Source organism: Desulfosceptrum tomskiensis (assembly GCF_049818055.1).
Lineage (GTDB): Bacteria > Bacillota > Desulfotomaculia > Desulfotomaculales > JASEER01 > JBFLVT01.
In genome coordinates, this window is record NZ_CP187479.1 from 1,909,366 (window position 1) to 1,930,763 (window position 21,398).

20 protein-coding genes and 1 pseudogene are annotated in these 21,398 nt (G+C 58.3%); 4 read left to right on the top strand and 17 right to left on the bottom strand.

Annotated features, from left to right (window positions below):
- From ACPV0M_RS09675 to ACPV0M_RS09695, 5 genes are all read right to left on the bottom strand, one after another.
- Nucleotides 1–3,132, bottom strand: a complete 3,132-nt coding sequence (locus ACPV0M_RS09675) for an efflux RND transporter permease subunit (RefSeq protein WP_425620443.1) — start codon at nt 3,130–3,132, stop codon at nt 1–3.
- A 13-nt stretch (nt 3,133–3,145) separates the two neighbouring features.
- A complete protein-coding gene (locus tag ACPV0M_RS09680) occupies nt 3,146–4,258 on the bottom strand; it encodes an efflux RND transporter periplasmic adaptor subunit (RefSeq protein WP_425620444.1) in 1,113 nt (370 codons plus the stop codon).
- 39 nt (nt 4,259–4,297) lie between these two features.
- Complete coding sequence (locus ACPV0M_RS09685; RefSeq protein ID WP_425620445.1) at nt 4,298–4,759, bottom strand: MarR family winged helix-turn-helix transcriptional regulator; 462 nt, start codon at nt 4,757–4,759, stop codon at nt 4,298–4,300.
- Nucleotides 4,760–5,152: 393 nt separating this feature from the next.
- The gene (gene cyoE / locus ACPV0M_RS09690) at nt 5,153–6,085 is read right to left on the bottom strand and encodes a heme o synthase (RefSeq protein ID WP_425620446.1); all 933 of its coding nucleotides are present in this window, start codon (nt 6,083–6,085) and stop codon (nt 5,153–5,155) included.
- Between the two features lie 103 nt (nt 6,086–6,188).
- On the bottom strand, nt 6,189–8,042 hold the full coding sequence (locus ACPV0M_RS09695; RefSeq protein ID WP_425620447.1) for a fibronectin type III domain-containing protein: 1,854 nt from the start codon (nt 8,040–8,042) through the stop codon (nt 6,189–6,191).
- A 321-nt stretch (nt 8,043–8,363) separates the two neighbouring features.
- On the opposite strand from ACPV0M_RS09695, the gene ACPV0M_RS09700 reads away from it, so the two are divergent.
- Entirely contained in the window at nt 8,364–9,929 is a 1,566-nt protein-coding gene (locus ACPV0M_RS09700; RefSeq protein ID WP_425620448.1) for an FAD-dependent oxidoreductase, read from the top strand.
- A 214-nt stretch (nt 9,930–10,143) separates the two neighbouring features.
- Nucleotides 10,144–11,643: an S-layer homology domain-containing protein gene (locus ACPV0M_RS09705; RefSeq protein ID WP_425620449.1), complete on the top strand. Its 1,500-nt coding sequence runs from the start codon at nt 10,144–10,146 to the stop codon at nt 11,641–11,643.
- Nucleotides 11,644–11,694: 51 nt separating this feature from the next.
- On the opposite strand, the gene ACPV0M_RS09710 is transcribed toward ACPV0M_RS09705, so the two are convergent.
- The 3 genes from ACPV0M_RS09710 to ACPV0M_RS09720 all read right to left on the bottom strand — a co-directional run bounded on the left by ACPV0M_RS09710 (nt 11,695) and on the right by ACPV0M_RS09720 (nt 14,020).
- Nucleotides 11,695–12,978 carry a glycosyltransferase family 2 protein gene (locus ACPV0M_RS09710; protein WP_425620450.1) on the bottom strand — a complete coding sequence of 428 codons (1,284 nt, stop codon included), beginning with the start codon at nt 12,976–12,978 and terminating at the stop codon, nt 11,695–11,697.
- Between the two features lie 402 nt (nt 12,979–13,380).
- Complete coding sequence (vapC, locus tag ACPV0M_RS09715; protein ID WP_425620451.1) at nt 13,381–13,824, bottom strand: type II toxin-antitoxin system VapC family toxin; 444 nt, start codon at nt 13,822–13,824, stop codon at nt 13,381–13,383.
- Nucleotides 13,817–14,020 carry a type II toxin-antitoxin system VapB family antitoxin gene (locus ACPV0M_RS09720; RefSeq protein ID WP_425620452.1) on the bottom strand — a complete coding sequence of 68 codons (204 nt, stop codon included), beginning with the start codon at nt 14,018–14,020 and terminating at the stop codon, nt 13,817–13,819. Before ACPV0M_RS09720 ends, vapC begins: the two co-directional genes overlap by 8 nt.
- A gap of 134 nt (nt 14,021–14,154) precedes the next feature.
- On the opposite strand from ACPV0M_RS09720, the gene ACPV0M_RS09725 reads away from it, so the two are divergent.
- Both ACPV0M_RS09725 and ACPV0M_RS09730 read left to right on the top strand, forming a co-directional pair.
- Entirely contained in the window at nt 14,155–14,427 is a 273-nt protein-coding gene (locus tag ACPV0M_RS09725) for an AbrB/MazE/SpoVT family DNA-binding domain-containing protein (protein ID WP_425620453.1), read from the top strand.
- Nucleotides 14,424–14,822, top strand: a complete 399-nt coding sequence (locus ACPV0M_RS09730; protein WP_425620454.1) for a type II toxin-antitoxin system VapC family toxin — start codon at nt 14,424–14,426, stop codon at nt 14,820–14,822. Before ACPV0M_RS09725 ends, ACPV0M_RS09730 begins: the two co-directional genes overlap by 4 nt.
- A gap of 320 nt (nt 14,823–15,142) precedes the next feature.
- Here ACPV0M_RS09730 and ACPV0M_RS09735 read toward each other — a convergent pair whose 3' ends face one another.
- The 9 genes and pseudogenes from ACPV0M_RS09735 to ACPV0M_RS09775 form a co-directional block, all read right to left on the bottom strand.
- Nucleotides 15,143–15,550: a PIN domain-containing protein gene (locus ACPV0M_RS09735; RefSeq protein WP_425620455.1), complete on the bottom strand. Its 408-nt coding sequence runs from the start codon at nt 15,548–15,550 to the stop codon at nt 15,143–15,145.
- Nucleotides 15,551–15,850, bottom strand: coding sequence for an AbrB/MazE/SpoVT family DNA-binding domain-containing protein (locus tag ACPV0M_RS09740; RefSeq protein WP_425620456.1), 300 nt, complete (start codon nt 15,848–15,850; stop codon nt 15,551–15,553).
- 117 nt (nt 15,851–15,967) lie between these two features.
- Nucleotides 15,968–16,378 (bottom strand): type II toxin-antitoxin system VapC family toxin, encoded by a 411-nt coding sequence (locus ACPV0M_RS09745; RefSeq protein WP_425620457.1) that lies wholly within the window; start codon nt 16,376–16,378, stop codon nt 15,968–15,970.
- Nucleotides 16,359–16,514, bottom strand: coding sequence for a hypothetical protein (locus ACPV0M_RS09750; protein ID WP_425622243.1), 156 nt, complete (start codon nt 16,512–16,514; stop codon nt 16,359–16,361). Before ACPV0M_RS09750 ends, ACPV0M_RS09745 begins: the two co-directional genes overlap by 20 nt.
- 3 nt (nt 16,515–16,517) lie before the next feature.
- Nucleotides 16,518–16,604: pseudogene (locus ACPV0M_RS09755) on the bottom strand (AbrB/MazE/SpoVT family DNA-binding domain-containing protein); the annotation flags it as partial.
- A gap of 371 nt (nt 16,605–16,975) precedes the next feature.
- Nucleotides 16,976–17,242: a DUF2442 domain-containing protein gene (locus tag ACPV0M_RS09760; RefSeq protein ID WP_425620458.1), complete on the bottom strand. Its 267-nt coding sequence runs from the start codon at nt 17,240–17,242 to the stop codon at nt 16,976–16,978.
- Nucleotides 17,226–17,576, bottom strand: a complete 351-nt coding sequence (locus ACPV0M_RS09765) for a DUF4160 domain-containing protein (RefSeq protein WP_425622185.1) — start codon at nt 17,574–17,576, stop codon at nt 17,226–17,228. Before ACPV0M_RS09765 ends, ACPV0M_RS09760 begins: the two co-directional genes overlap by 17 nt.
- A gap of 217 nt (nt 17,577–17,793) precedes the next feature.
- On the bottom strand, nt 17,794–18,753 hold the full coding sequence (locus ACPV0M_RS09770) for a TolC family protein (protein ID WP_425620459.1): 960 nt from the start codon (nt 18,751–18,753) through the stop codon (nt 17,794–17,796).
- 470 nt (nt 18,754–19,223) lie between these two features.
- Complete coding sequence (locus ACPV0M_RS09775; protein WP_425620460.1) at nt 19,224–21,287, bottom strand: copper amine oxidase N-terminal domain-containing protein; 2,064 nt, start codon at nt 21,285–21,287, stop codon at nt 19,224–19,226.
- Between the last annotated feature and the right edge of the window lie 111 nt (nt 21,288–21,398).

Below are 21,398 nucleotides of genomic sequence, written 5' to 3' on the forward strand. Positions count from 1 at the left end.
TCACGCCGGATTATCGACGGTCCCGTTCAAACGCCTCACGCGGCGCCGGACCTTTTGCCCCATATCATCCAGGATGCTGTACATCGCCGGGACCAGGAGCAGGCTGACCCCCGTCGAAAACACCAGCCCGCCGATGATCACCGTGGCCATCGGCGCCGACGACTCGCCACCCTCGCCAAAGCCCAGCGCGAGGGGCAGCATGGCCAGGCAGGTCGCGGTGGCCGTCATGAGGATCGGGCGCAGCCGGACCGGGCCGGCCAGCCTGATCGCCTCTTCGCGCTCGATGCCCCTGCCGCGCAGGATGTTGATGTAGTCCACCAGCACGATAGCGTTCTTGACGACGACGCCGACGCAGACGATGACGCCGATGAAAGCCGCTACGCTAAAAGTCCGTCCGGTCAGCAAGAGACCCAGGACCATCCCGGTCAGCGAAACCGGTACGGAAAACATGATCGCCAGGGGCGAGAGCAGGGACTCGAACTGGATGGCCATCAGCATGTAGACCAGCAGGATGGCCAGGACGAGCGCCAGGCTCAGATTCCCGAAGGCCTCCATCATCTCCTCGGCGGCCCCGCCGTACTCGATGTGGTAGCCCGGCGGCAGCGGGATGGTGTCCAGCTTCGCCCGGACGTCCTTGATCACGCTGTTCAGGTCACGGCCGGCGATCTTGCCCGTGATGGTGGCCGTGCGCACCTGGTCGTAGCGGGTGATCGTAGACGGCCCCTCGCCGACCGTGAAAGCGGCTACGTCCCGCAGCGGGACGCTTTCACCCATCGGGGTGACGATGACCAGGTTCTCCAGGTCGGCGTAGTTTCGCCTGGCGTGCTCGGCCAGCTGGACGCGGACGTCGATCTCGTCGCCGCCGACGCGGTAGCGCGTGGCCACTTCACCGTTCATCGCGGCGTTGACCGCCGAGGCCACGTAGCCTACGCTCAGGCCGTAAGCGGCGGCGCGCTCCCGGTCGACCTCGACCCTGATTTCCGGCCGCCCCTCGTTCAGGTCCGACTCCACTTCCCTGGTCCCATCCACGGCGCTGATCAGTTCGACGGCCCTATCGGCGATACGGTCGAGGGTGGCGAGATCGTCACCCTTGACCCGTACCTCCAGGCCCCCGCCGCTCATGCCGCCCATCATTCCGGTATCGCTTGTGACCTTGAAGTCAGCCCCCGGGATGGCGCCGAACCGCCCGCGCAAATCCTCGGCTATCTCCCCGGCCGTCCGGTCGCGCTCGGCCTTGGGGACGAGCATCAGGTCGATGGTCGCCTGGTCGGAACTGCTGCCTGCAATGCCGGCGCGTTCCTCGTCCGTGCCTACGCCAAGGGTGATCATCGTGGTCTCGACCTCGGGAATATCCTGTACTATCCGCTCCACCCTGGACACCATCTCGTCGGTGGCCGCCAGGCCGGTACCTTTGGGCATGCTAAGGCGGATGGACACCTGGCCCTCGTCGACAGCCGGCATAAACTCGGCGCCGACGGCGGGAATCAGCAGCAAGCTGACAAAGAAGAGCAGGGCGGCGAGCCCCACCACGCGACGGCGGCGGCGCATGCCCCATGCGAGCGCATGGCCGTACTTCTCGCCGAGGGCGTCGATTAAGCGTCCGAACCTGCGCAGGACCCGCCGGACGGGGCGCGCCCCGGAAAAGTCGTCGCCCTTCCCGTTGATGACCAGCATACGGGCGGCCAGCATCGGGATCAGCGTAACGGCGACAACGAACGAGGCGAAGATGGCGAAGCCGATCGTGGTTCCCATCGGGCCGAACAGCTGCGAGGCCAGGCCTTCCACGAAAATGATCGGGACAAAAACGGCGATGCCCGTAGTCGTCGCTCCCAGCACGGCGCCGCCCACTTCGCTGGCCCCGAAGGTCGCCGCTTCAACCATACCCATGCCGTTGAGGCGGTGCCGGTGGATGTTCTCAAGCACGACGATGGCGTCGTCGACGATAATCCCGATCCCGAGGGCCAGTCCTCCGAGGGTCATCATGTTGAGCGTCCCGCCGCTGAAGTAGATCAGTGTGAAGGTAGCGATGACCGCGAAGGGGATGGACGTAGCGATGATCAGCGTCGAGCGCAGGCTGCGCAGGAACAGGAAAATCGAAAACACCGCCAGCAGCCCTCCGGCCAGCAGGTGGGAAACCATGCTGTTAATGGACTTTTCGATGAACTTCGCTTGGTCGAAGGCCGCCTCAAAGCGGATGCCGCCGGGGATCTCCTTCCGGAGCTCCTCTACGGCCTTGCGGACCTCGCGCACCACCTCGACCGTGTTGGCCGTCGGCTGCTTGGTGACGATGACCGCCACGCTGGGACGGCCGTTCATCCTGCTCACGGTAGCGTTTTCCTTAAAGGTGTCCTTGACAGCGGCAAAGTCCGCGAGCCGCACGGGCACCCCGCCGGCGCCTTGAACGACCGTTCCCTCGATATCCTTTAAATCGTAGAACTCGCCGGGGACACGGATAAGGTAATCCTTGCTCCCCTCCAGGACCTTCCCCGCCGACTGGTTCAGGTTCTCCATGCGCAGGGCCTGGACGACCTGGCTCAGCGAGATGCCGTAGCCCTGCATGCGCGCGGGGTCGACAAGGACCTGGATCTCCCGCTGGTTTCCGCCCTGTACGGCCACCGAGGCCACGCCCTCGATTCTTTCGAGACGGGGCTTCACGACGTCGTCGGCCGTCCGCTTCAGGGTTTCCAGGTCCAGGCTGCCTGACATCCCGTAGATGGCGACCGGCATCATCGACAAGTCCCAGGCCGCCACCATGGGGTTCTCGGCGTCGCGTGGAAGATAGGGCTTGTAAATATCAACCTTTTCCCGCATCTTCAGGGTGGCGAAATCCATGTCGGTGCCCCAGTCGAAGCCGACGTAAACGGTGGAGCTGCCGGCCTTGGACACCGAGATGACGTCGGTCACGTTCTCCACCGTGCCGACCGCCTGCTCCATCAGGTCGGTGACCGTCCGCTCGACCTCCTCGGGTCCCGCCCCGGGGTACTGGGTGAACACCGCCGCGTAGGGCATCTCCATATCGGGCATGAGGTCGATAGACAGGCGGGTGAAAGACACCCAGCCGAGCACCAGCACGGCCAAGACAGCCATAGTCACCGCCACCGGCCGCCGCACTGAAACATCTACGATTTTCATGCTTTAACCTCTGTTATTTGTTGTCGCCGCCAGGCGCGTTGTCGCTTTCCGCAATGGTTACCGGAGCCCCGTCAACGAGGATGTCCTGGCCTGTTACGATCACCCGGTCGCCCGGGTTCAGCCCGGACTCGACGGCGATGCGCCGGCCGTCGGAAGCACCCGTCCGGACTTCCCGCATCATGGCCTTGCCGTTTTCAACGACAAAGACGATCGTTTTGCCTTCCCTCGAAAGCACGGCGTCACGCGGGACGAGCACCTTTTCGTCGGCCTCGGCGCCGAGGTCGACTTCGGCGAACATCCCGGGCTTGATCAACTGTTTTTCGTTTTTGAGCTCGATCTTCAGGTTGTACGCCTTCGTCCGCGGGTCGGCCACGGGGCTCAGGTGGGTGATTTTGCCGCGCAGGGGCTCGGCCGAAACGGCGGCGATCTTCACCATCACCTCTTGTCCGATCTTGAACCTGTTGATCTGTTTCTCGGAGGCGCCGCACTCGACGTAGACGCTGTCGAGGTCGACGATGGTCACGACGGGAACGCCCGTCATCGCCATTTCGCCCGGGTCGGCCGTCCGCGCGGTAACCACCCCGGCGGCGGGGGCGGTGAGGATGGTGTTCTCGTAGTTCGCCCTGGCCTGGGCCAGCTGGGCCGGCGCCGTCCGTTCATAAGCTTCTTTAGCCAGTTCGTAAGGTTTCTCGTACATGTTCTCGAACTCGGCCTGAGAAATCGCTTCCTGCTGCAGCAGGAGCTTGCCGCGCTCGTAGTTGACCTTCGCCGACGCGTAGTTGATCTCGGCGGTGCGCAGCCCGGATTCCGCCAGGGTTACGGCGGCCGCCGCCTCGGGAGCGTCGAGCCGCAGGATCACCTGCCCGGCCTTGACGCGGTCGCCCACGTCGACGAGGACCTCGGCGATCTTGCCGGGAACCTTCGGGACCAGGCTGATGTCCAGTTTGGCCGCCACTTTGCCGGTAAGGACGTCCCCCCTGGTCAACCGTCCTTTTTCCGCTGTGGCGACTACGACCGGAGTGACGGCGCTGTCCGCCGCCGGCTGCTCGTTTTTTCCGCAGCCCCCCAGGATTAGGACCGCAAGGCCCAGGACTACAAAAACCGCCAGAGCTCTCTTGAGTTTCACGTCAACCTCTCCCAACATAAAAATTCGTTAGCGGAGTATCTAACTTTCCGACGTCGACGTCTCCTTCGCATTGACAACCTCCAGGAGCCGCTCGCAGATGGCGACCAGCTTCTCGAGGTCCTCAATCGGCAGGGCGCCGAAATACCCGCGCATGGTCTGAAGCCACTGCTGCTGGGCGTTCTGCAGCATCTCTTCGCCTTCGGGCGTCAGGGTCAGCCAGACCAGGCGGCGGTCCTGCTCATCACGCTGTCTGCCTAAAAGCCTCATTTCAACCAACCGGTCGGCGGCTGCCGTGATGGCGCTCAAGGAAACACCCAAATCGTCGGCCAGGGTGGACACCTTGACCCGGCCGTGCACGCCGACGCGCTTGCAGACCATGAACTGGCTCATCGTGATGCCTTCGGGGACGTGCTTCCCCAGCTTGAAATGCATATGGCGCATAAGCTGACCCATTACTTCGTCGATCTTCTGCAGGCACTCATCCAGGCGCTCGTTCTTCAAGGACCTACCTCCCAATATTTTATTAGTTAACGAACTGAACTATTTATTAAATTAATCGTAGGCTACACCATCCCTCCCGTCAACCAAAAAATTCTCCCCCGGGGTCCCCCGGGGTCAGACTTATCGATAGTTATCGATATGCGATAAAAAAGAAAACGAGGCGAATAATCGCCCCGCTTCGGGGTCAGGCCTCAAAAGTTCAAAAACTACTTCAGCCACTCTCCCCTAACGCCGTTTACGCATCAAAACAAAAACGAGGCGAATAATCGCCCCGCTTCGAATTCATCCCCGGGGTCAGACTTATCGATAGTTATCGATATGCGATAATTTGGTGTCTAAAAAAGAAAACGAGGCGAATAATCGCCCCGCTTCGAGGTCAGGCCCTCGGATAACTTAAAGCCAAGCATCAATCATCATCGCCAGGAAGAGGATGCCCAGGTACGGACTCGAAAACTTAAAGAGCAGCCAGGCCTTTTGGGGAGCGGGGTTGAGGTAGACGTTCACCGAGAGGGCCAGGGCAGCCAGGCCGAGGATTACCGCCGTGACCAGGTACAGCGCCCCCCAGTCGCCGGTGAAATAAATGCCCACCGATACCAGGGCCATAAGGATTACCGTCATCAGCAGACAGTGCAGGGCCTTCTTCGGCTCGGTCACGACGGGGAGCATCGGAACCTTGACTCTGGCGTACTCGTCGCGATAGAAAAAGGCCAGGCTCCAGATATGGTTGGGGATCCAGAGGACAACCAGGGCGGCGACAAGCAGGGACAGCAAGTTTACGCTGCCGGTGACGGCAGCCCATCCGAACAAGGCCGGAAGCCCGCCGCTGAACCCGCCCAGGATGATGTTCCAGGTGCTGCGGCGCTTCAGCCAGAGGCTGTAGATGCCCACGTAGCCGAGCATGCCGCCCCACAGGCAGAGCCACGCCGCAAAGTTGAGGCTCCAGGCGAAGGCCAGCGATGCCGCAAAAAGCGCCAGCCCCCAGTAAAGAGCGCGTACGGGAGGGTAGATCCTGCCCGAAGGGATCGGCCGGTGGCTCGTCCGGCCCATAACCGCGTCGATGTCGCGGTCGACGTAGCAGCTTACGGCGTTGGCTCCGGCACAGGCCAGGGTGACGGCGAGGGTCGCGACCAGGAACTGGCCCCAAGTGAAGGGGTGACCGGCCCGGGCCACGACCATCATCGCCACGGCGGTAAAGACCAATAAAGCCACGGATACGGGCTTGGTGACCTGAATGTAAGCCTTGATTATTTCGCCTGAGCTTAAATCCCTCGCCGGCGTAATGACCGGGGAAGTACCGTTGAAATTAACTGCAGCCTTGTCCTCCATCGCCAGGCCCCCCAGACTGTTATGCTTTTGCTGCAAGCCATAGCGGGTTATAATTCGCTACCATGCGTCATGATTCCTTTACCCTTTGCATTCGGATATCTTGTCATATTCTGCACTGGAACCTGACCGCCAAACCGTGCCCCAGCGCCAAAACGGCGTCCCGGTCCATAAAATAGAGACCGGGAAACAGGCATTCGAATCTTACAGCGTTTTGAGACAAGAGGCCGAGCCTGACCATTCTTCCGTCGATATAAAGCTTGTACAATTCCATAAATGACTTGTCAAGGTCTCGAACAACGGGGGTTTCTACGGTCCGCCGGTTTCTGAACGGCGCTTGAGGAACGGCGCTTACCTCCGCGGACAGCGGGGACTCCAGCCCCGCCCCGTCAATCGCCGAAACCCTGAAACGGTGCAAACGCCCGTTGACCAGCCCTGTGACAGTGCAGTTTGTCGAACCTACCGGCTCACTGTTCCAACAAGCAAAGGATTCACCCTCCGGGGCAAAGTAGACGTAATAACCCACAGCCTGTTGCACGGCGTTCCAGGCTAAGGTAACGCTTCGGTTCCCGGAGGAAGCCGAAAGCCCCGCCGGAGCCGGGGGAGGCACCCTTACCGGAGTAAAGCTTGTCGGATTGCTCCACTCCGACCAGGCGCCCCGGCTGTCCCGGTACTTTACACGCCACCAGTAGGGCTTTCCATACTGAAGCACCGGTTCCCCGTTTTGATTCTCTAAAGGAACCATGAAACTTGTAAAAGCACCTACCTCTCCTGAATCGTAGTAAAGCTCTCCCTGGCAGCTTTGATCGCCGTATACCTGCCAATGGGAAGCCGCCAAGGTATCACCATACACATCGTCCGCATCTGTAAAAGCCGAGGCCTGTAGAAGCGGCGTCAGCGTGGATACTTCGACGCCGTTAACCGGTGAAGAGTTGACCGGTTTAACAGGAGTGCGGTTGAGACGAAAAATCTTCATCCCCTTTGCACCGTCGGCCAAGTATATGCAGCCGCCCGCAAAACGAACCTTTAAGGCTGTACCGTCGGTGTCGTAAGAGGCAACTACTGAGGGTGAAGCAGGGACTGAAACATCAACGACCGTTAGCCCCTTATTGTTGTCAGCGATAAAGGCATAGCTACCGGATACGGCAACCCCAACGGCGAGGTCGTTCGTCTTTAACACTACATCCAAGGAGACCGGGTTGGTCGGGTCTGAAATGTCAATCACCCGCAGGCCGTTCGAACCGTTGGCCAGGTAAGCATAATTGCCTGCCACGTCAATGTCGTAGATCGTGCCAAGGTTCTCACACCTTCCCTTAAGCACAACAGTGCCGGGCACCGAGGCATCAAGAATCCGCAGCCCGAAATCCCCGACGATGTAAACAAGGTCACCGGCGGCGTCAATGCCGGTGATGGAGCTGGAGACAGTGTAGGACCCCATAGGGTTTTGTCCAAACCCGCTCTCGTTGTGATACACGACCTCCAGGGTGCTTCCCCGCGCTGCATATACCTTGTTGTCCGGCCCGCAACAAACACGGGAATAGTTCGTACCCGAACCGAATCGATGATATCTAAAAGGTGATGTGGTTACAGTCGTGTCCAGCGCGTAAAGCCCGCTGTTGCTGGAGCCATAACTTGCAGCTATGTAACACCAATTGCCGGCGAGGTCCACGTCAAGGATGCTCGAGCCCTTTGTCCAAGACCACTCCCTCCCCGGGGCTGAAGGATTACTGATGTTTATTATATGCAGTCCCCAGCCCTGCGCGGCAAGGTAGGCATATCCATCCTCAAGAACAAGGTCTAAAACCGTTCCCATCTCTGCTGATGCGGGTAGCGTTCCAACCGGCTGCACTTCAACGTGATCATCTGCGTAAGCTGTGGATATCTCTACGAAGACCATAGTAACGAGGAACAGCAAGACTACGATTGTTTGCAATTTCCTTTTCTTGAAGCTGTAATCCAAGACTACGCCCTCCCTGCCGGCTTTTTGCCGCACTTTTCTCCCTATTTTGACATAATGCTACTTTTTCCTTTCTTAAGCTATACTTTACTTTATTACTGCATTACTTTACTAACTTTACTAAACTAAAGGCCCCGACGGAATGCTTTGTCACCTCAAATGTGAGGGTCAGACCCTCACATTTGAGCGATAGCCCGGGAAACAAAAGCGAGAGCAAAGGAAAACGTCGACGGCCAGCGAATTTAAGAATTGGCCGTTATTCGGCTTCTGACACTGCTATTCAGCTCCTGACAAGGAAGTATTTGATTGCTGAGGCGGGTTCTCTTGTCGACTTTGATCCTCTCGATTTGCCTGTTTGTTATGATGTCCGTTCCGGGGGCGTTGAGCGAACCCCCCGCTGAAACACTGCAGGCCGATGTCATCATCTACGGCGGGAGCTTCGCTTCCTGCGCGGCTGCTGTCCAAGCCGCCCCGCTTCTGCCGCCCGGCCGGTCCATTCTGATGATCGTCCCGGAGAGCCGTCTGGGTTCGGTCGGGACCGTGGGGGGTCAGAACTTCTTCGACATCCGCCGCTGGAACGGCGAGATCGTCACGCGGGGGAGCTTCATCAAGTGGTTCAACGCCTACGGCCAGGGTTACCCCCCCGAGGCCATGGCCCGGGCTCTGCAAACCGCCGTTACCGCGGGTAACAAGGTCAAGATTCTTTTCAACTGCGAGATCGAGGAAGTGTCGAAAAGCGCTGACGGGCGGATCGCATCACTGTCCGTGCGCCCGGTGATGCGCAACCCTGAAACCCTCAAGGTCTTATGGGCCGGCCGGGCCTTTACCGTCAAGGGCGGCATCTTCATCGACGGGTCCGAAACGGGGCGGCTGGCGCGCCTGGCAGGCGCCGGGCATACCGTCGGGCGGCAGGACGCCGGCGGCGACATGCACCAGCAGGCCGCCACCCTCATGTTCCAGGTTCGGGGCATTAACCCCGCCGCCGCGAGCGCCTACCGGAACGCCGCGGGGCAGGCGGAGTTCTTCTTTTACCAGGACGTCGACGGGAGCGGGCTGGGCTGGGGCGGCAAGGAGTTCGTGACGCGCGATCCCGTGATCGGCGCCTACAACAGCGGCGGCCACCGCTTCCGCATCAAGGGCTACAACGTCGCCGAGGACAGCGAAAAGGGCACGTGGTGGGTCAACACCCTGCTCATCCACGAAGTAGACGCCAGGAAACAGGAAATCGACCGCAACACGCCTCGGTGGCCTTCCCCCGACATCCCCGGCACGCTGAGCGCCGACGAGGCGCTGGCGCAAGCGCTGGAAGAGATCCGCAGCGAAAGATTTCTTACGGCCCTCCGCCGTTTTCCCGGATTTGAAAAGGTTGAACTGGTGAGGGATGCCGACGGGCGCCCTGTCACGGGCAAAATCCTCTACCTGCGTGAATCCATCCATTGCCTCGACAAGAGCGGGGCACACGCGCTGACGGGAGAAGAAGTGCGCGGCGCCGGAAACGCTTCTCTTGAAGGAGTCGACCAGCAAAACTACGCGACCCGCGTGGGGCTGGGCTGTTACTACATTGACATCAACGCCTACCTTAAGTCGGAACCGGCCCAGATTCTGGAGACGCCCTACAACCCGGTCTACATTCCGGGCGAAGCGGTGCTGACGCCGAACGTACCCAATCTCCTGGTGCCGGGCTATGCGCAGAGCACCGACTCCACTGCCTGGGCGGCGATGCGCGTCATCCCAAACTTAAGCGTCTGCGGCGACGCCGCCGGGGTCATCGCCGCGCTGTGCGTCAGCCATTCGGAAACCCCGGCCCAGGTGCTGGTAAACCGCGTCTCCACCGTCCAGCAGGCCATCCTGAATCTGGGCGGGCGGATCGACAAAGGATCAAACTCCTAACGCAAAAACCTATCCGCTTGATTATAAAGAATTTTGGGCCTTTCGCCCGGTCAAGTGAGAACCCGATTCGACCGATAGATGTAAGAGATAAACTTTGAGGCCTGAAAGCAATGGCTACTGCCAAAGATGGGGTTTGCCAAAAACGGGGTTACGAACAGCAGGAGGGGATAGTGTGATACGTTGGATACGTTGGCGAGCTTTAGGGAGAACCGACATGTGGAAGCGGACGGCGGTCGTTTTGACACTCTGTGTAATGCTGATTCTGACGCTGGCTGTGGGTACAGCGTTTGCGGGGGTTATCACCAGCATCCTTGTCGATGGCGATTCGACCCCTCCCTATGTTTCTGCGAGTAATACAATAACGATCGAGGTATATACAACCAGCGACGGCGACGTTAAAGTCGGGTCGGTGGTGACTTTTATCTACGGCAGTACTGAACCGGAAATTAAGGTACCCGGCGTCACGGCTAGTAAACCAAGTTCCACCAAGTGTGTCGTGGACAACTACCCCCTGAAGCCGGGCGTCAACTCCATCACGATCACCGCCAAAGTAGATGGCGTAAGCGAAACCAAAAAACTGACCGTCACCTTCCCCAATGCACCGACTGAAGGAGCAACCTTCTCTGTTGGAGATATTACTACGCAAACAAAGGTCACGGCATTTAGCGGGAATATTATTCTGGATCTCGGAAAGGGCAATTACTTGGTGAACTTTGGAAGTCTGGCCGGCGATCAAAGCCTGGCCATAAGAGTTGACGACCTTGACCTTCCAAAGTCCTACTCCCCCAGCGGCTTCGTCTGCATCAGTCCCGTATATGAAATAGACTCTAATGGAAACACCCTCGGTGCCCCCGCCAAGCTGACCGTCAAGTACACCGGCATCGGCGCCGAGCCCGACCGGATCACCGTCTTCCGGAGCGATGACTACGACTTCAGTAACAGCACCGATATAAATTTGGGCGGCCTGGTTAACAAGACGGCGCGAACAGTGACCATCCCGTTGGAAGGGACGGTCGACGGGTACTACGCCGTGTTTATCTCGGTCGTTGGAGCCCAAAACTATACTGACTTACCGGCCGACGGCTGGTACTACCACCCGGTTTCGGCTCTCTTCGCCAAGGGGGTTATGAAACCGGCGAATTCAAGCCCCGGAAACAATCCCTGGGGATATCTCGGCGTGGGAGGATCTGATACCTTTGGTTTAAGTTCCAGCCTTAACATTTGCCGGGGCGAGTTTGCGTACATAATCGTTAAAGCTCTGGGGCTTCCGCTTATTGACGTAAGCACCTCGACTTTTCCCGACGTTGACAGCGGCCTGAGCGGGGAGTACGAAGATGCCATCGAAACGGCCGCCCGCAACGGGCTGATCGCCGGTCTGCCCAACGGCAACTTCGGCTGGGATGCCACCCTTACCCGCGAGCAGGCGGCGGCCATCATCGCCAGAGCTACCCGGCTGACCCTCGTGACAGACGAGCAAGCTGTCGATGCCGTTCTGCAAACCGCCTTTGCCGACGGAGCCGACAAAGACGTAAGCGATGGCACGGGCATCTCCATCTGGGCCCGCCCCTCCGTCCTGGCCTGCTACAAGGCCGGCTACATCGGCGGTGTTCCTAGCGCAGGCGGTAGCGTTGAGTTCCAGGGCGGCGCTTCCCTGACCAGGGCTCAAGCCGCCAGCCTGATCCACAAAATGATGCAGAAGATGAAGCTCCTCTAGGCAAACGTGCCAGGCACTTAAGTTATTAACTTACGTGCTTGGCACCTCACGTTAGCGCCAGACGCGGCGCATTTGGAAAAGCTCTTGGATGTAGCCCCAAACGGACACGGGCGAGACAATCAACTGGTAAACGAGCACGTAAGCCAAAAGGCCCAGCCTGTTTTTCCTGACACGGAGATCGAGGCGGCCGAACACTTTTTTCTGGTAGTTATACATGATCAGGGTCATGGCGACGTTGAGCGGCAGGACCAGAAGGGTGTACGGCCCGACAATGTAATACTTGCCGAAACAGGCCAGTACCAGGCCGGGGATCCACACCAGCGTGTAAAAGAAGTCGATCACCGGGATCACCAGATCCACTCCGGTCAGGAATTTCTTCAAATAGGTCGGCTGCTGCCAGGGATAGACCGTCCTGATACCCTCGAACATCCCCCTTGCCCAGCGACTCCTCTGCCGGAAAAAATGCCGCCCGGTGCTGGGAACAGTCGTAAAAGCCACAGCCGTCGGCTCAAAGTACACCCTGTAGCCGGATTCGAGCAGCTTCCAGGTAAGTACGATATCCTCCCCGATGGCGTCCAGCCACCCGCCGGCCCGGCGCACGGCCTCGGTTTTGTAAAGGCTGAAAGCCCCCTGGGCGACCAGCGTGCCCTGGTAAAGACCCTGCATCCGCTTGATCGAGGCGATGCCGACGAAATAGTCCCATTCCTGGACCCTCGTCCAGAAATTCTCCCTGCTGTTCCGGACGAGGACGTGACCCGCCACGGCGCCCACATCGGGAGGCGAGGACAAAAGCCTGGCCATGATGTGTTTCACAGCCAGGGGATGGAGCAGCGTGTCCGCATCGAGGGTCATAAAGTACGGTGTCTTGACCTCGGGCAATCCCGCGTTGAGGGCGAAGTTCTTCCCCGGTCTCTCCTCGCGCAGGCACACAAAGTCCAGCTTCAGCTCCTCCGCCGCCGCCCGCGCGACATCCGTCGTCCCGTCCGTCGATCCGTTATCGACCAGGATCACCGCAATCGGGCCGCGATACTCCTGGCGGGCGATGTACCGGAGAGTCATCCCGATGTTCGGCGCTTCGTTGCGGGCGGCAATCAGAATTGTCACCGGCAAGTCGGGGTCGGCCACCTTGAAGGGGGGCTGCCGGTCAAGCAGCAGACCGACGGCGAGAAAAGCGACGAGGTATCCGGGCGCGTAGGCGACAAAGGTGATAATCAGCAGCGCCGGGAGAAAGCCCACGACCTGGCTCAGATCGTGCAGCCAGGGCTGGGAGAGGATTACCGATATAGCAACCCAAGTAAGGGCGCCGGCCTGGGTGATCCAGAACTTAGCCGTCACCGGCACATACCTGCGAGCAGGCACAGTAGGCCGAACGCCCGGTGCCCGGCCTTTTACCGGGGTTGGAGTCGGAGTCAGAGTCGGATCGGTGTGGCGCGTAACGGGATGTTGTCTCATGCGCTCGCACGTTCTCCGGTAGAAATAGGTACGGACGGACTGCCTGTCTGCGGTCAGGGATTGAGCTTTCCAACAGCTCAGCCTATGTAGATGTTAGCATACCGTCGCAGCCGAAAACATTAGCAAATTAATAAGGATTTAGCAACAAATAACAGAACGAGCCCCCCTGAAAAGGCTCCGTGAAACGCCTTATCTCCCAGGAAAACAGTCTGTTGTTACCCATCGGCTCGCTGGAGTTTTTGAACTTTTGAGACGTGACCCCGGTAGGAAGGCGTTAGCGGTTCGTTAGCGGCTTAGCGGAGCTTTTGAACTTTTGAGGTTTGACCCCGGAACTTGCTGAAGTTCCGAAAAGACATCCGCCACCATCTCATAGTGTCGGTCCTGGTGGACCAGGACGCAATTATTTGAAATCGCAAGTGCGGCAATAATAACGTCCATCGTTGGTACCGTAACTCCACGCCGGCGCAGCGAAAAGGCCATCCACGATGCCTTTTCCCATGCTTCAGCACCGGCCTCAACCTGCGGCAAAGCGCCCAATTCATCACGCAAATACCGGTACTGCTCCTCGGTCCTGGCCCCGGTCAGCAGTTCGAGCATTACCACCGGCGCTATTACCACCATCTCACGCTGCAGGGCATCCTTCAACCAGTGTTGGATCTCAGCCGGGCCATCTCTGCGCAGCCCCAGAATCCAGATGGACGTATCAACAAGGTAAAGCCGCTTACTCATCTTTGCGCAATTCCTCTAGCTCGTCCAGCATTAATGCCAGGTCTTCCGTCCCTATTCTCTCCGTAAGCCTTGCCAACCGTTGACGCCGCACGAAATCCCTAAGCGCAAGGTTGATCACTTCCGTCATCTTCTTGCTGCCTGCCAGACGCATCGCCTCATCAAGTATGGCCCTATCGACATAAACTGTTGTTTTCATTTGCCATCACCTCTTGCCATTATTCTACCCATATCTGTGCTGTCATTCAATGGCTGTGAAGATAACCCTTGACACCCAGGACCTTGTGTATTACCTTACTTGTAAGGACTTCTTACAGAAAGGAATGTGAGCGGATGGACGAACAGTTCGAGGTGATCAAGGTCACCGCCAAGGGCCAGATGACCCTGCCTGCATCCGCCCGCAGGCTTTTGGGTATCGAACGCGGCGACTACCTCGCCGTGCACGTTCACGGCGATGAGGTGATCCTGCGGAAAGTTGCACCGCTCAAAAAGGCCAGCCGAAGCGGCGCGATTTTCAGCCTCATCGGTCGGGGCGAAGGACCGCCCGACCTCGCTGAGAAGCATGACGCTTACCTGGCGGCAGCCGAGGAGGAACGCCAGGAGTGAAGGTTCTGGTGGACTCCGGTGCTGTCCTGGCCCTCATCAACCGCCGTGACCGCTGGCACGAAGCCGCCCTCGCCACTCTGAATGACCTTGTCCGACGGGAAGCGCAACTGATTATGACCAGCTTCCTGATCGCCGAAACGCACGCCCTGCTGCTGGCGCGGATGGGGCGACAGCTCGCACGGGAATGGCTTCTTTCCTACGACTGGAACCTCATCCACGTCTCGCCCGGGGATGCCAGGCTTGCTCGTGAGATCATTGCGCGATACCAGGATAAGGACTTCTCATATACCGACGCCACGAGTTTCGTCGTAATGCGGCAGTATGACATACCCGTAGCCTTCACCTTCGACCGGCACTTCGACCAGTTCGGTCTGGGCGTCGTCGGGCGATCATAGGAATACCTTTTCGCTCCGGCGGTCAATTCTTATCTCCGGATTCTTCGCGCTCTTGGCGTCCATTGCCGTTCCTAACAACATTCTTTTACAACATTCTGCTTTCTTGGCGCCCTTGGCGGTTAAATGGTCGGGCGCTTCGCTCCCTCCGCATTCGGCAATCGGACTTTGACGGGATTCGCGACCACGAATCCATAATAGTTGAGTTAATAAGTTAAGTGTCTGGCACCATCAGCTACCTGCCGGTACTGTCCTTATCGCAATTCTTCCCTACAAATCAAATAGGGTAAACCGCAAACCTACCGCTCGTAAACAATAAAAACTCAGGGTCGCCCGTAACTACCTGCCAGGTAGTCCCGCGGCGTGCAGATCCGCACGCCGGCGACGGCCTGGTTCCGGTAGCGGCCGAAATGGCGCAGGTCACCGGTCAGGAAATGCGTCGCCCCCGCCGCGATCGCCGCCAGGAGCAGCGGCCGGTCCTTCTCCGGCAGCATTGCCGGACAGGACGCGTCCGGCGGCGCTTCGGCCACCACGCTCACGTCACTCAGGAGTTCCGCCAGCCGCCGCCGCTGGTCCGGGTGACGCAGGTTGCGCCGCGCCTCCTCCACTGCATAGCCCGAGGTCAGTAACGTGACCTCCCCGCTCCGAGCCAACTCCCACAGCCGCAGCAGGCCCCGGCTGCCGTAGGCGGCGGAGAAAAGCACGTTGGCGTCCAGGAACAGCCGAGGCATCTAGCGCGACCGCGGCCTTTCGTGGGGGATTTTCTCCGGGTCGAGCCCGAGCCGGCGGACCTCATCAACCGCCCGGTCGTAGTCCTCGGGCGTGACGGCGTTGTTCAGGAGAAACTCGGCCTTGCGTTCCCGGGTGTAGATCTCGACCGGCAGAACCGCCGCCGGGCGCAGCAGTACCCCCTCCTCCCGCGCCTCGGCCACCAACAATGTGCCCTCTCGCAGGTCGTAGATCTCCCGCAGAGAGGACGGGATGACCACCGTGCCGCGCTTACCCACGCGAATCGTCTCCGGTTCGCCCATCCGATCTCACCTCCGCACTCGGTCTTCTTCTGATAATCAGAATATCAGATCACGATCCTGGGGTCAATGGCAAGGCGGCTGCAAGAACACCAATGGCAAAAGGCAGCTCCCCCAAATTTACCTATTCCTCGGGAGCCAGAGGATGGATACCTTTTGCTCCGCCGCTCTAAACTCAGGGTCGCCCGTAACTACCTGCCCGCCTGTCTTCTCCGCCAAGGCCAAAGCAAAACAGTCCGCATAGGCAATGGCCATCGTTGCCTTGTAACGGGCTGCGCGTAGTGCTTGATCGCGGTCGACGTCCATCGGATCTATCGGCAGTGCCTCCAGTATCGCCAGCGTGGTACTTGCCTTTTCAAGACCTGCCGCCCGTTCGACGATGTAGGCGACCTCACCAAGATTGATCACCGAAAGTAAAAGCTTCACGGTACCGGCCCGTGCCGAAGCTATCAGCTCATCCACCTGATCCGCGCCCGTTTCCTTCTGCAAGTAGGTCAGGAGCGCATAACTGTCAAGGATGTATGTCTTCACGGGCGCGTTCCTCCCTGCGAGAAGCAAGCAAGGCGTCTACCAGGTTATAGCCTTGCAGGAATCCCTTGGCCACCTTGTCGGGATTGTCGGGCAACGGCACCAGGGACAACACGCCGCCGTAATCTACGAAGGCCACCCTTGTCCCGGGATGAATTCCATACTTTTTTCGCAACTCAGAAGGTATAACTAACCATCCTTTTTGTGATACCTTAGCCGTCTGAACCATCAATATCACCCCACTTGTATAACTACCCTATCAAGAGTATAACCGCTTGGGATACAAAACAGCAACACCGAAGTCCTACTAACTTATCGCAAAAGGCGGCTCCCCCGCGCACGGGAGAGCCGCCGAGGCTCCCCGGCCCCATCGGCCGGCACTTTCAAATGTGAGGGTCTGACCCTCACATTTGACTCTCTGCGCTCTTGGCGTCCTTGGCGGTTAAGTTGAAAGCCCCGGTGTCTTCCCCGGAGAGATAAAAAAAGCCCCGCGGCAAGGGGCTTCTTGTCAATCCGAGGAAAAGTTAATAAGTTCGGTGCCTGGCACCATCAGCTACCATCATGGGATTATCTATGTGCGAAAGTTGAGTACTTAAGTACTTAAGTTAACGTCAAGGGGAACAGCTCCGGTTGAACAAGGGATTGAACGGCGATATCCTCGTCCAGGTCATCCCAGCGGATGCCGATGCCGCGCCCGATAAACCTCCACCTGGCACGGGCTTCGGGCGGGGCGTTCTTCAGCCGCGGAAACCAGGCGATGGGCACGCCGATCTCCCGCCCGTCGGAAAGCCGTGCATAGAGCATATCATCGCTGAACCATACATCCGTAGCCACAGCCGAAGCGGCCAGCCTACTCGAAGTACTCATACCATTCCCCCCTGAACAACTCGGCGTGTTCCTCAACAAGCCTTGCCACCCTCCGCAACTCACGCGCCGAAAACCCGAACGAGGAAGCCAACGCAACGGGATGAAGCCAGAACTTTGCGTAGTTGCCCGCGGACTCAACGTGAATATGCGGCGGTTCGAGTGGTTCCCGGCTAAAGAAAAAGAACCGGTAAGGTCCCACTCTCAAGACTGTCGGCACAAAGACCACACAACCTTTCGGTATCATGATAACCGGTCGGCGATCACCGCACAACAACTTATCGGAAAAGGCGGCTCCCCCGCGCATAGGAGAGCCGCCAAGGCTCCCCGGCCCCATCGCCGGCACTTAGCCATCCGATCCAAATGTGAGGGTCAGACCCTCACATTTGGACCCTCACATTTGACTCTCTGCGCTCTTGGCGTCCTTGGCGGTTAAGTCGAAAGCTCTGGTGTCTTCCCCGGAGAGATAAAAAAAGCCCCTTAGCAAGGGGCCCCCTTGTCAATCCGAAGAAAAGTTAATAAGTTCGGTGCCTGGCACCATCAGCTACCATCAGCTATGGGCCGGACGAGGAGGTCGCTGAGGACGACATCACCGACAGGTAAGCCCAGGGTTTTTCGAGGGCGAGTTTCATATACTCGTGCTGGGCGGTGAGGTCGAAGAGCTTCTGCTCGGCGGCGGCCAGGTCGGCCTCGGCGGCGGCCACGTCCTTCTTCGTAGCCATCCCCAGCTCGTATTTCAGTTGCGTGATGCGCAGGTTCTCGGCGGCGATCTTCACGCCCTGCTCGGCGGCGGCGTAAGCTTCTTCAAGGCCCTTGACCCCGTGGTACAGGGAACGTACCAGGAGGCGGGTGGCGTCCTTGGCGGTCTTGGCGTCCAAGTCGGCTTTTTCGGCGTCCTCGTCAGTAACGGTTTGCAGGCCGGATCCCTGGGGCGCGGTGAAGTTCTTGATGCTCTCCTTAAAACGCGCGGCTTCGACAGCCGTCCATATAGTGGGGCTGTCGTCCAGCGCCCGCGAAATAAGCGTATTCAGATCAGCGGTTACCGGGCTGTAGGCTGGCAGGTCGACCAGAACGGGACGATAATCCTCAGCAAAACCGACCAATTGGTTTAGTACGGCATAGGCATTGTCAAGCGCAGCCTGGCTGGACGCCAGGGCGGCACGGGTACCGATGACGGCGGCCTCGGCCCCGTCAACGGCCAGCTTGCCGGCCATGCCGACGCTCATAAGCGCCTTTGCAGTAGCAAGTTCCCGCTCGGCCTTGGCTAAAGCCAGCTCCTTCGCCTTGACGTCCCGCAGGGCAACAAGGACATCGTAATATTTGTCGTAGACACCCATGATCACTGAATCACGCTGGGCGTCGTAGGTCTTGAGGGCCGCCTGCCAGGCGAAATGAGTGCTCTCGGCGGCGAGGATACCTGCCTCCGCCTCAGGAGAGTAGTTAACGTACCACAGGCCGGACGCCGGTACAAGCGCGTCGTCGGCCTTATCCACGTCGAGTTCGGCCTTTTTCAAGGTATTGCTGTGATTAAGAGCACGCTGGATAGCCTTCTCGAGGCTTAGTTGTTCGGGTTGGGTTGCGGTTCGGTTTGGATCTCCTGCCGCCCAAGCCGTGGGGACCATTCCTAGTAATAACACTGCAACAAAAAGGCCCAATAGCGCCTTGAACCGCACGAGCGCCCACTCCTTTAACTGGTTAACTATTTAGCAGTTAAAGTATAACCTGCCAGCATTACCAACGTCAACGGCAAAAACTCTTTGTCGAGCGAGGCCGGTTAATAGCTGTGATACCAGGAACCTAAAGTAAACTATTTAACAACTTCAGAGTTAGCTTAAGTTGCCTGTCACGACCAGCGCCGCAATATCGATAAATATCGATAAGCCTGACCCCGTGACAAAGAAAGAGGAACCCGGGGTTCGTAAGAGCCCCGGGTTCCGGTGGTTCGGTTCCGCTTTTCGGTTCAGTTAGTCAGTCAGGCTAACTCTTAGAACTCGAAGGCAGCGGTCTTGGTGGCGGCATCCCAGGAGAGCTTGCCGCCGAAGGCCATCTCGAGACCGCGCAGGGTCGCGTAGGTGGCGCCGTCGATGATCTTGCCGCCCTGATCAACCGGCACCGTGACGCCGTTGATAAGGATGACGTTCTTGTCGATCGGGAAGGCCACGACCTTGCCGTCCTTGATGAAGTAGGCGGTCTTGGCGGCGGCATCCCAGCTCTTGCTGAGGCCGAGGACTTCGTTCAGCTTGTTGACCTGGACGAGGGTCCGACCGTTCACGACAGCCACGCCGGCATCGCCGACCTTGAAGGAAGCAGTGACCTTGGTAGCGTCGAAGGTAGTAGCGTTCGCAATCCGGATGGCCGGGTCAGAGCTGCTCAGGGAAGACGGGACAAGAGCGGTACCGCTAATCTTGACCACAACTTCGCCGGAGAAACGATCATCCAGATCGTACTTGATGTTCTTGATCGTGATCTTGTCGATACGACCAGAGCTCAGACCGGACACTGAACTGATAGTAATGCTGGTGTCACCAGCAGCTCCAGCGGAAACGTCATCGCCGTCGTTAACAGCGTACTTAATTTTGTCAGCGAACTTCACACCGGCAGGCAGTGACAGAATGAGGCTGCCGCTCAAGAACGTATCCTTGCCAGCCTCGGTCAGGACGATGTCACCAGCAGCTTCGGTTAGGCCGCCTGCCTTAACCTTAGCAATAGTGGCTTCGGCGGTAGCGCGGGCCTTAACGTTAGCAACCGCAACCTTGCCTTCCGCACCAGCAGTACCGGATACTGTGATTTCCAGAGGACCGACAACAGCCTTGTCCGGAAGCGCATTAACCTTAATGTTGCTGATGGTGTACTCGGTCTTTCCAACGCTAATGGCCATGTAGACTTTGGTGTTGTCACTGTAGCGAGTGATGTTCTTCATGTCGCCGCAAACAGGATCCTCGAAGAATTCATACCCATCGGGCAACTCTAGAATAACGGTGTCGTCAGCACTAAGAGCGATGTCGCTCTTCAGCTTGATGTTGTTAACAGCTTTGCCAGCGGAAGCAATGTAGACACTCGCAAGGTCATTACTGTCAACAACGGAAATGGTAACCGGAGCCTCTGCAAAGGTAGCAATGGTTACGTCTTCATCATTGAAGTCGGCGTCGGTAGAGAAGACGTTGACCACAACGTCCGCCTTATCGGCACCAGGCCGGAGTTCGAATTTCGGGGTGATCTTAACAGTGTCAGCGAGGGTTCTGGTACCGCTGACAGTAAACTGGGCAGTACGGGTCCCGTTACCGGCACTCAGCGTCAGTGTAAGACCGTAGGGACCGCTAAAGGACTCGCCAGCCGCAAAATCCCAGACATAGTTTTCGGGAAGCTCGAGGTAGACAATCTCACTGTTGCTGAGAGCGTTCTTCACGTTCTCAGTGATGGAGATCTTGGAACCTTCCTTATCCTTAAACAGGTCATAAGTGATCTTCTTGGGAGAAGCAGCCGAAACGGTGACTTCGGCATCGCCGGTGCTGCCAACCAGGAACTCGCCGCTCTGGGTGAAAATGGTGTAACCGCTGCTGTCCACGGCCTTAGCGGTTACTTTCACCTTGACATCGGAAGCAGCACCATCACCAATTTTTACTGTGCTGTCGATACCAGACGCAAAATCCTTAAACTGAACCGTAAAGGTTCCGTCAGCAATAGCGCCGCCGTCAATTTCAACAGTGACATAGTCGCTGTCAATCGACTTAACAACGCCTTTACCGCTTCCACCATATACGACCCAGTCAACCGCAGCGCCCAAAGCCGGAAGGGTAGCCGCAGCCCACTCGACATCGCTAGGGAGTTCAACAGTAACATACAGCTTATCCCCTGAAACGAGAGCCTGGTCGAGGTCACCCTTAATCCAGCCCATTTCGACAGCCACATTGGTATCAAGACCATTGGCCGTTGCGTTGGTGAACTTCACCGGATCGGCCGCGAACGCACTGCCCATCGGCAGTACCAGGGTCAGTACAAACACGATGGCGAGCAGCAGGGAGATTCTCTTGTTCCGCGCTTTAATCACCTAATTCCCTCCTTGAAAATATTTTCGGGTCTGGTAACCCAACAAGGTGCTTCTGTTACGTAAGGTGCTTCGTCAACCAGCTAAGGTCCTTTTGACGTTCACCTTTACTGC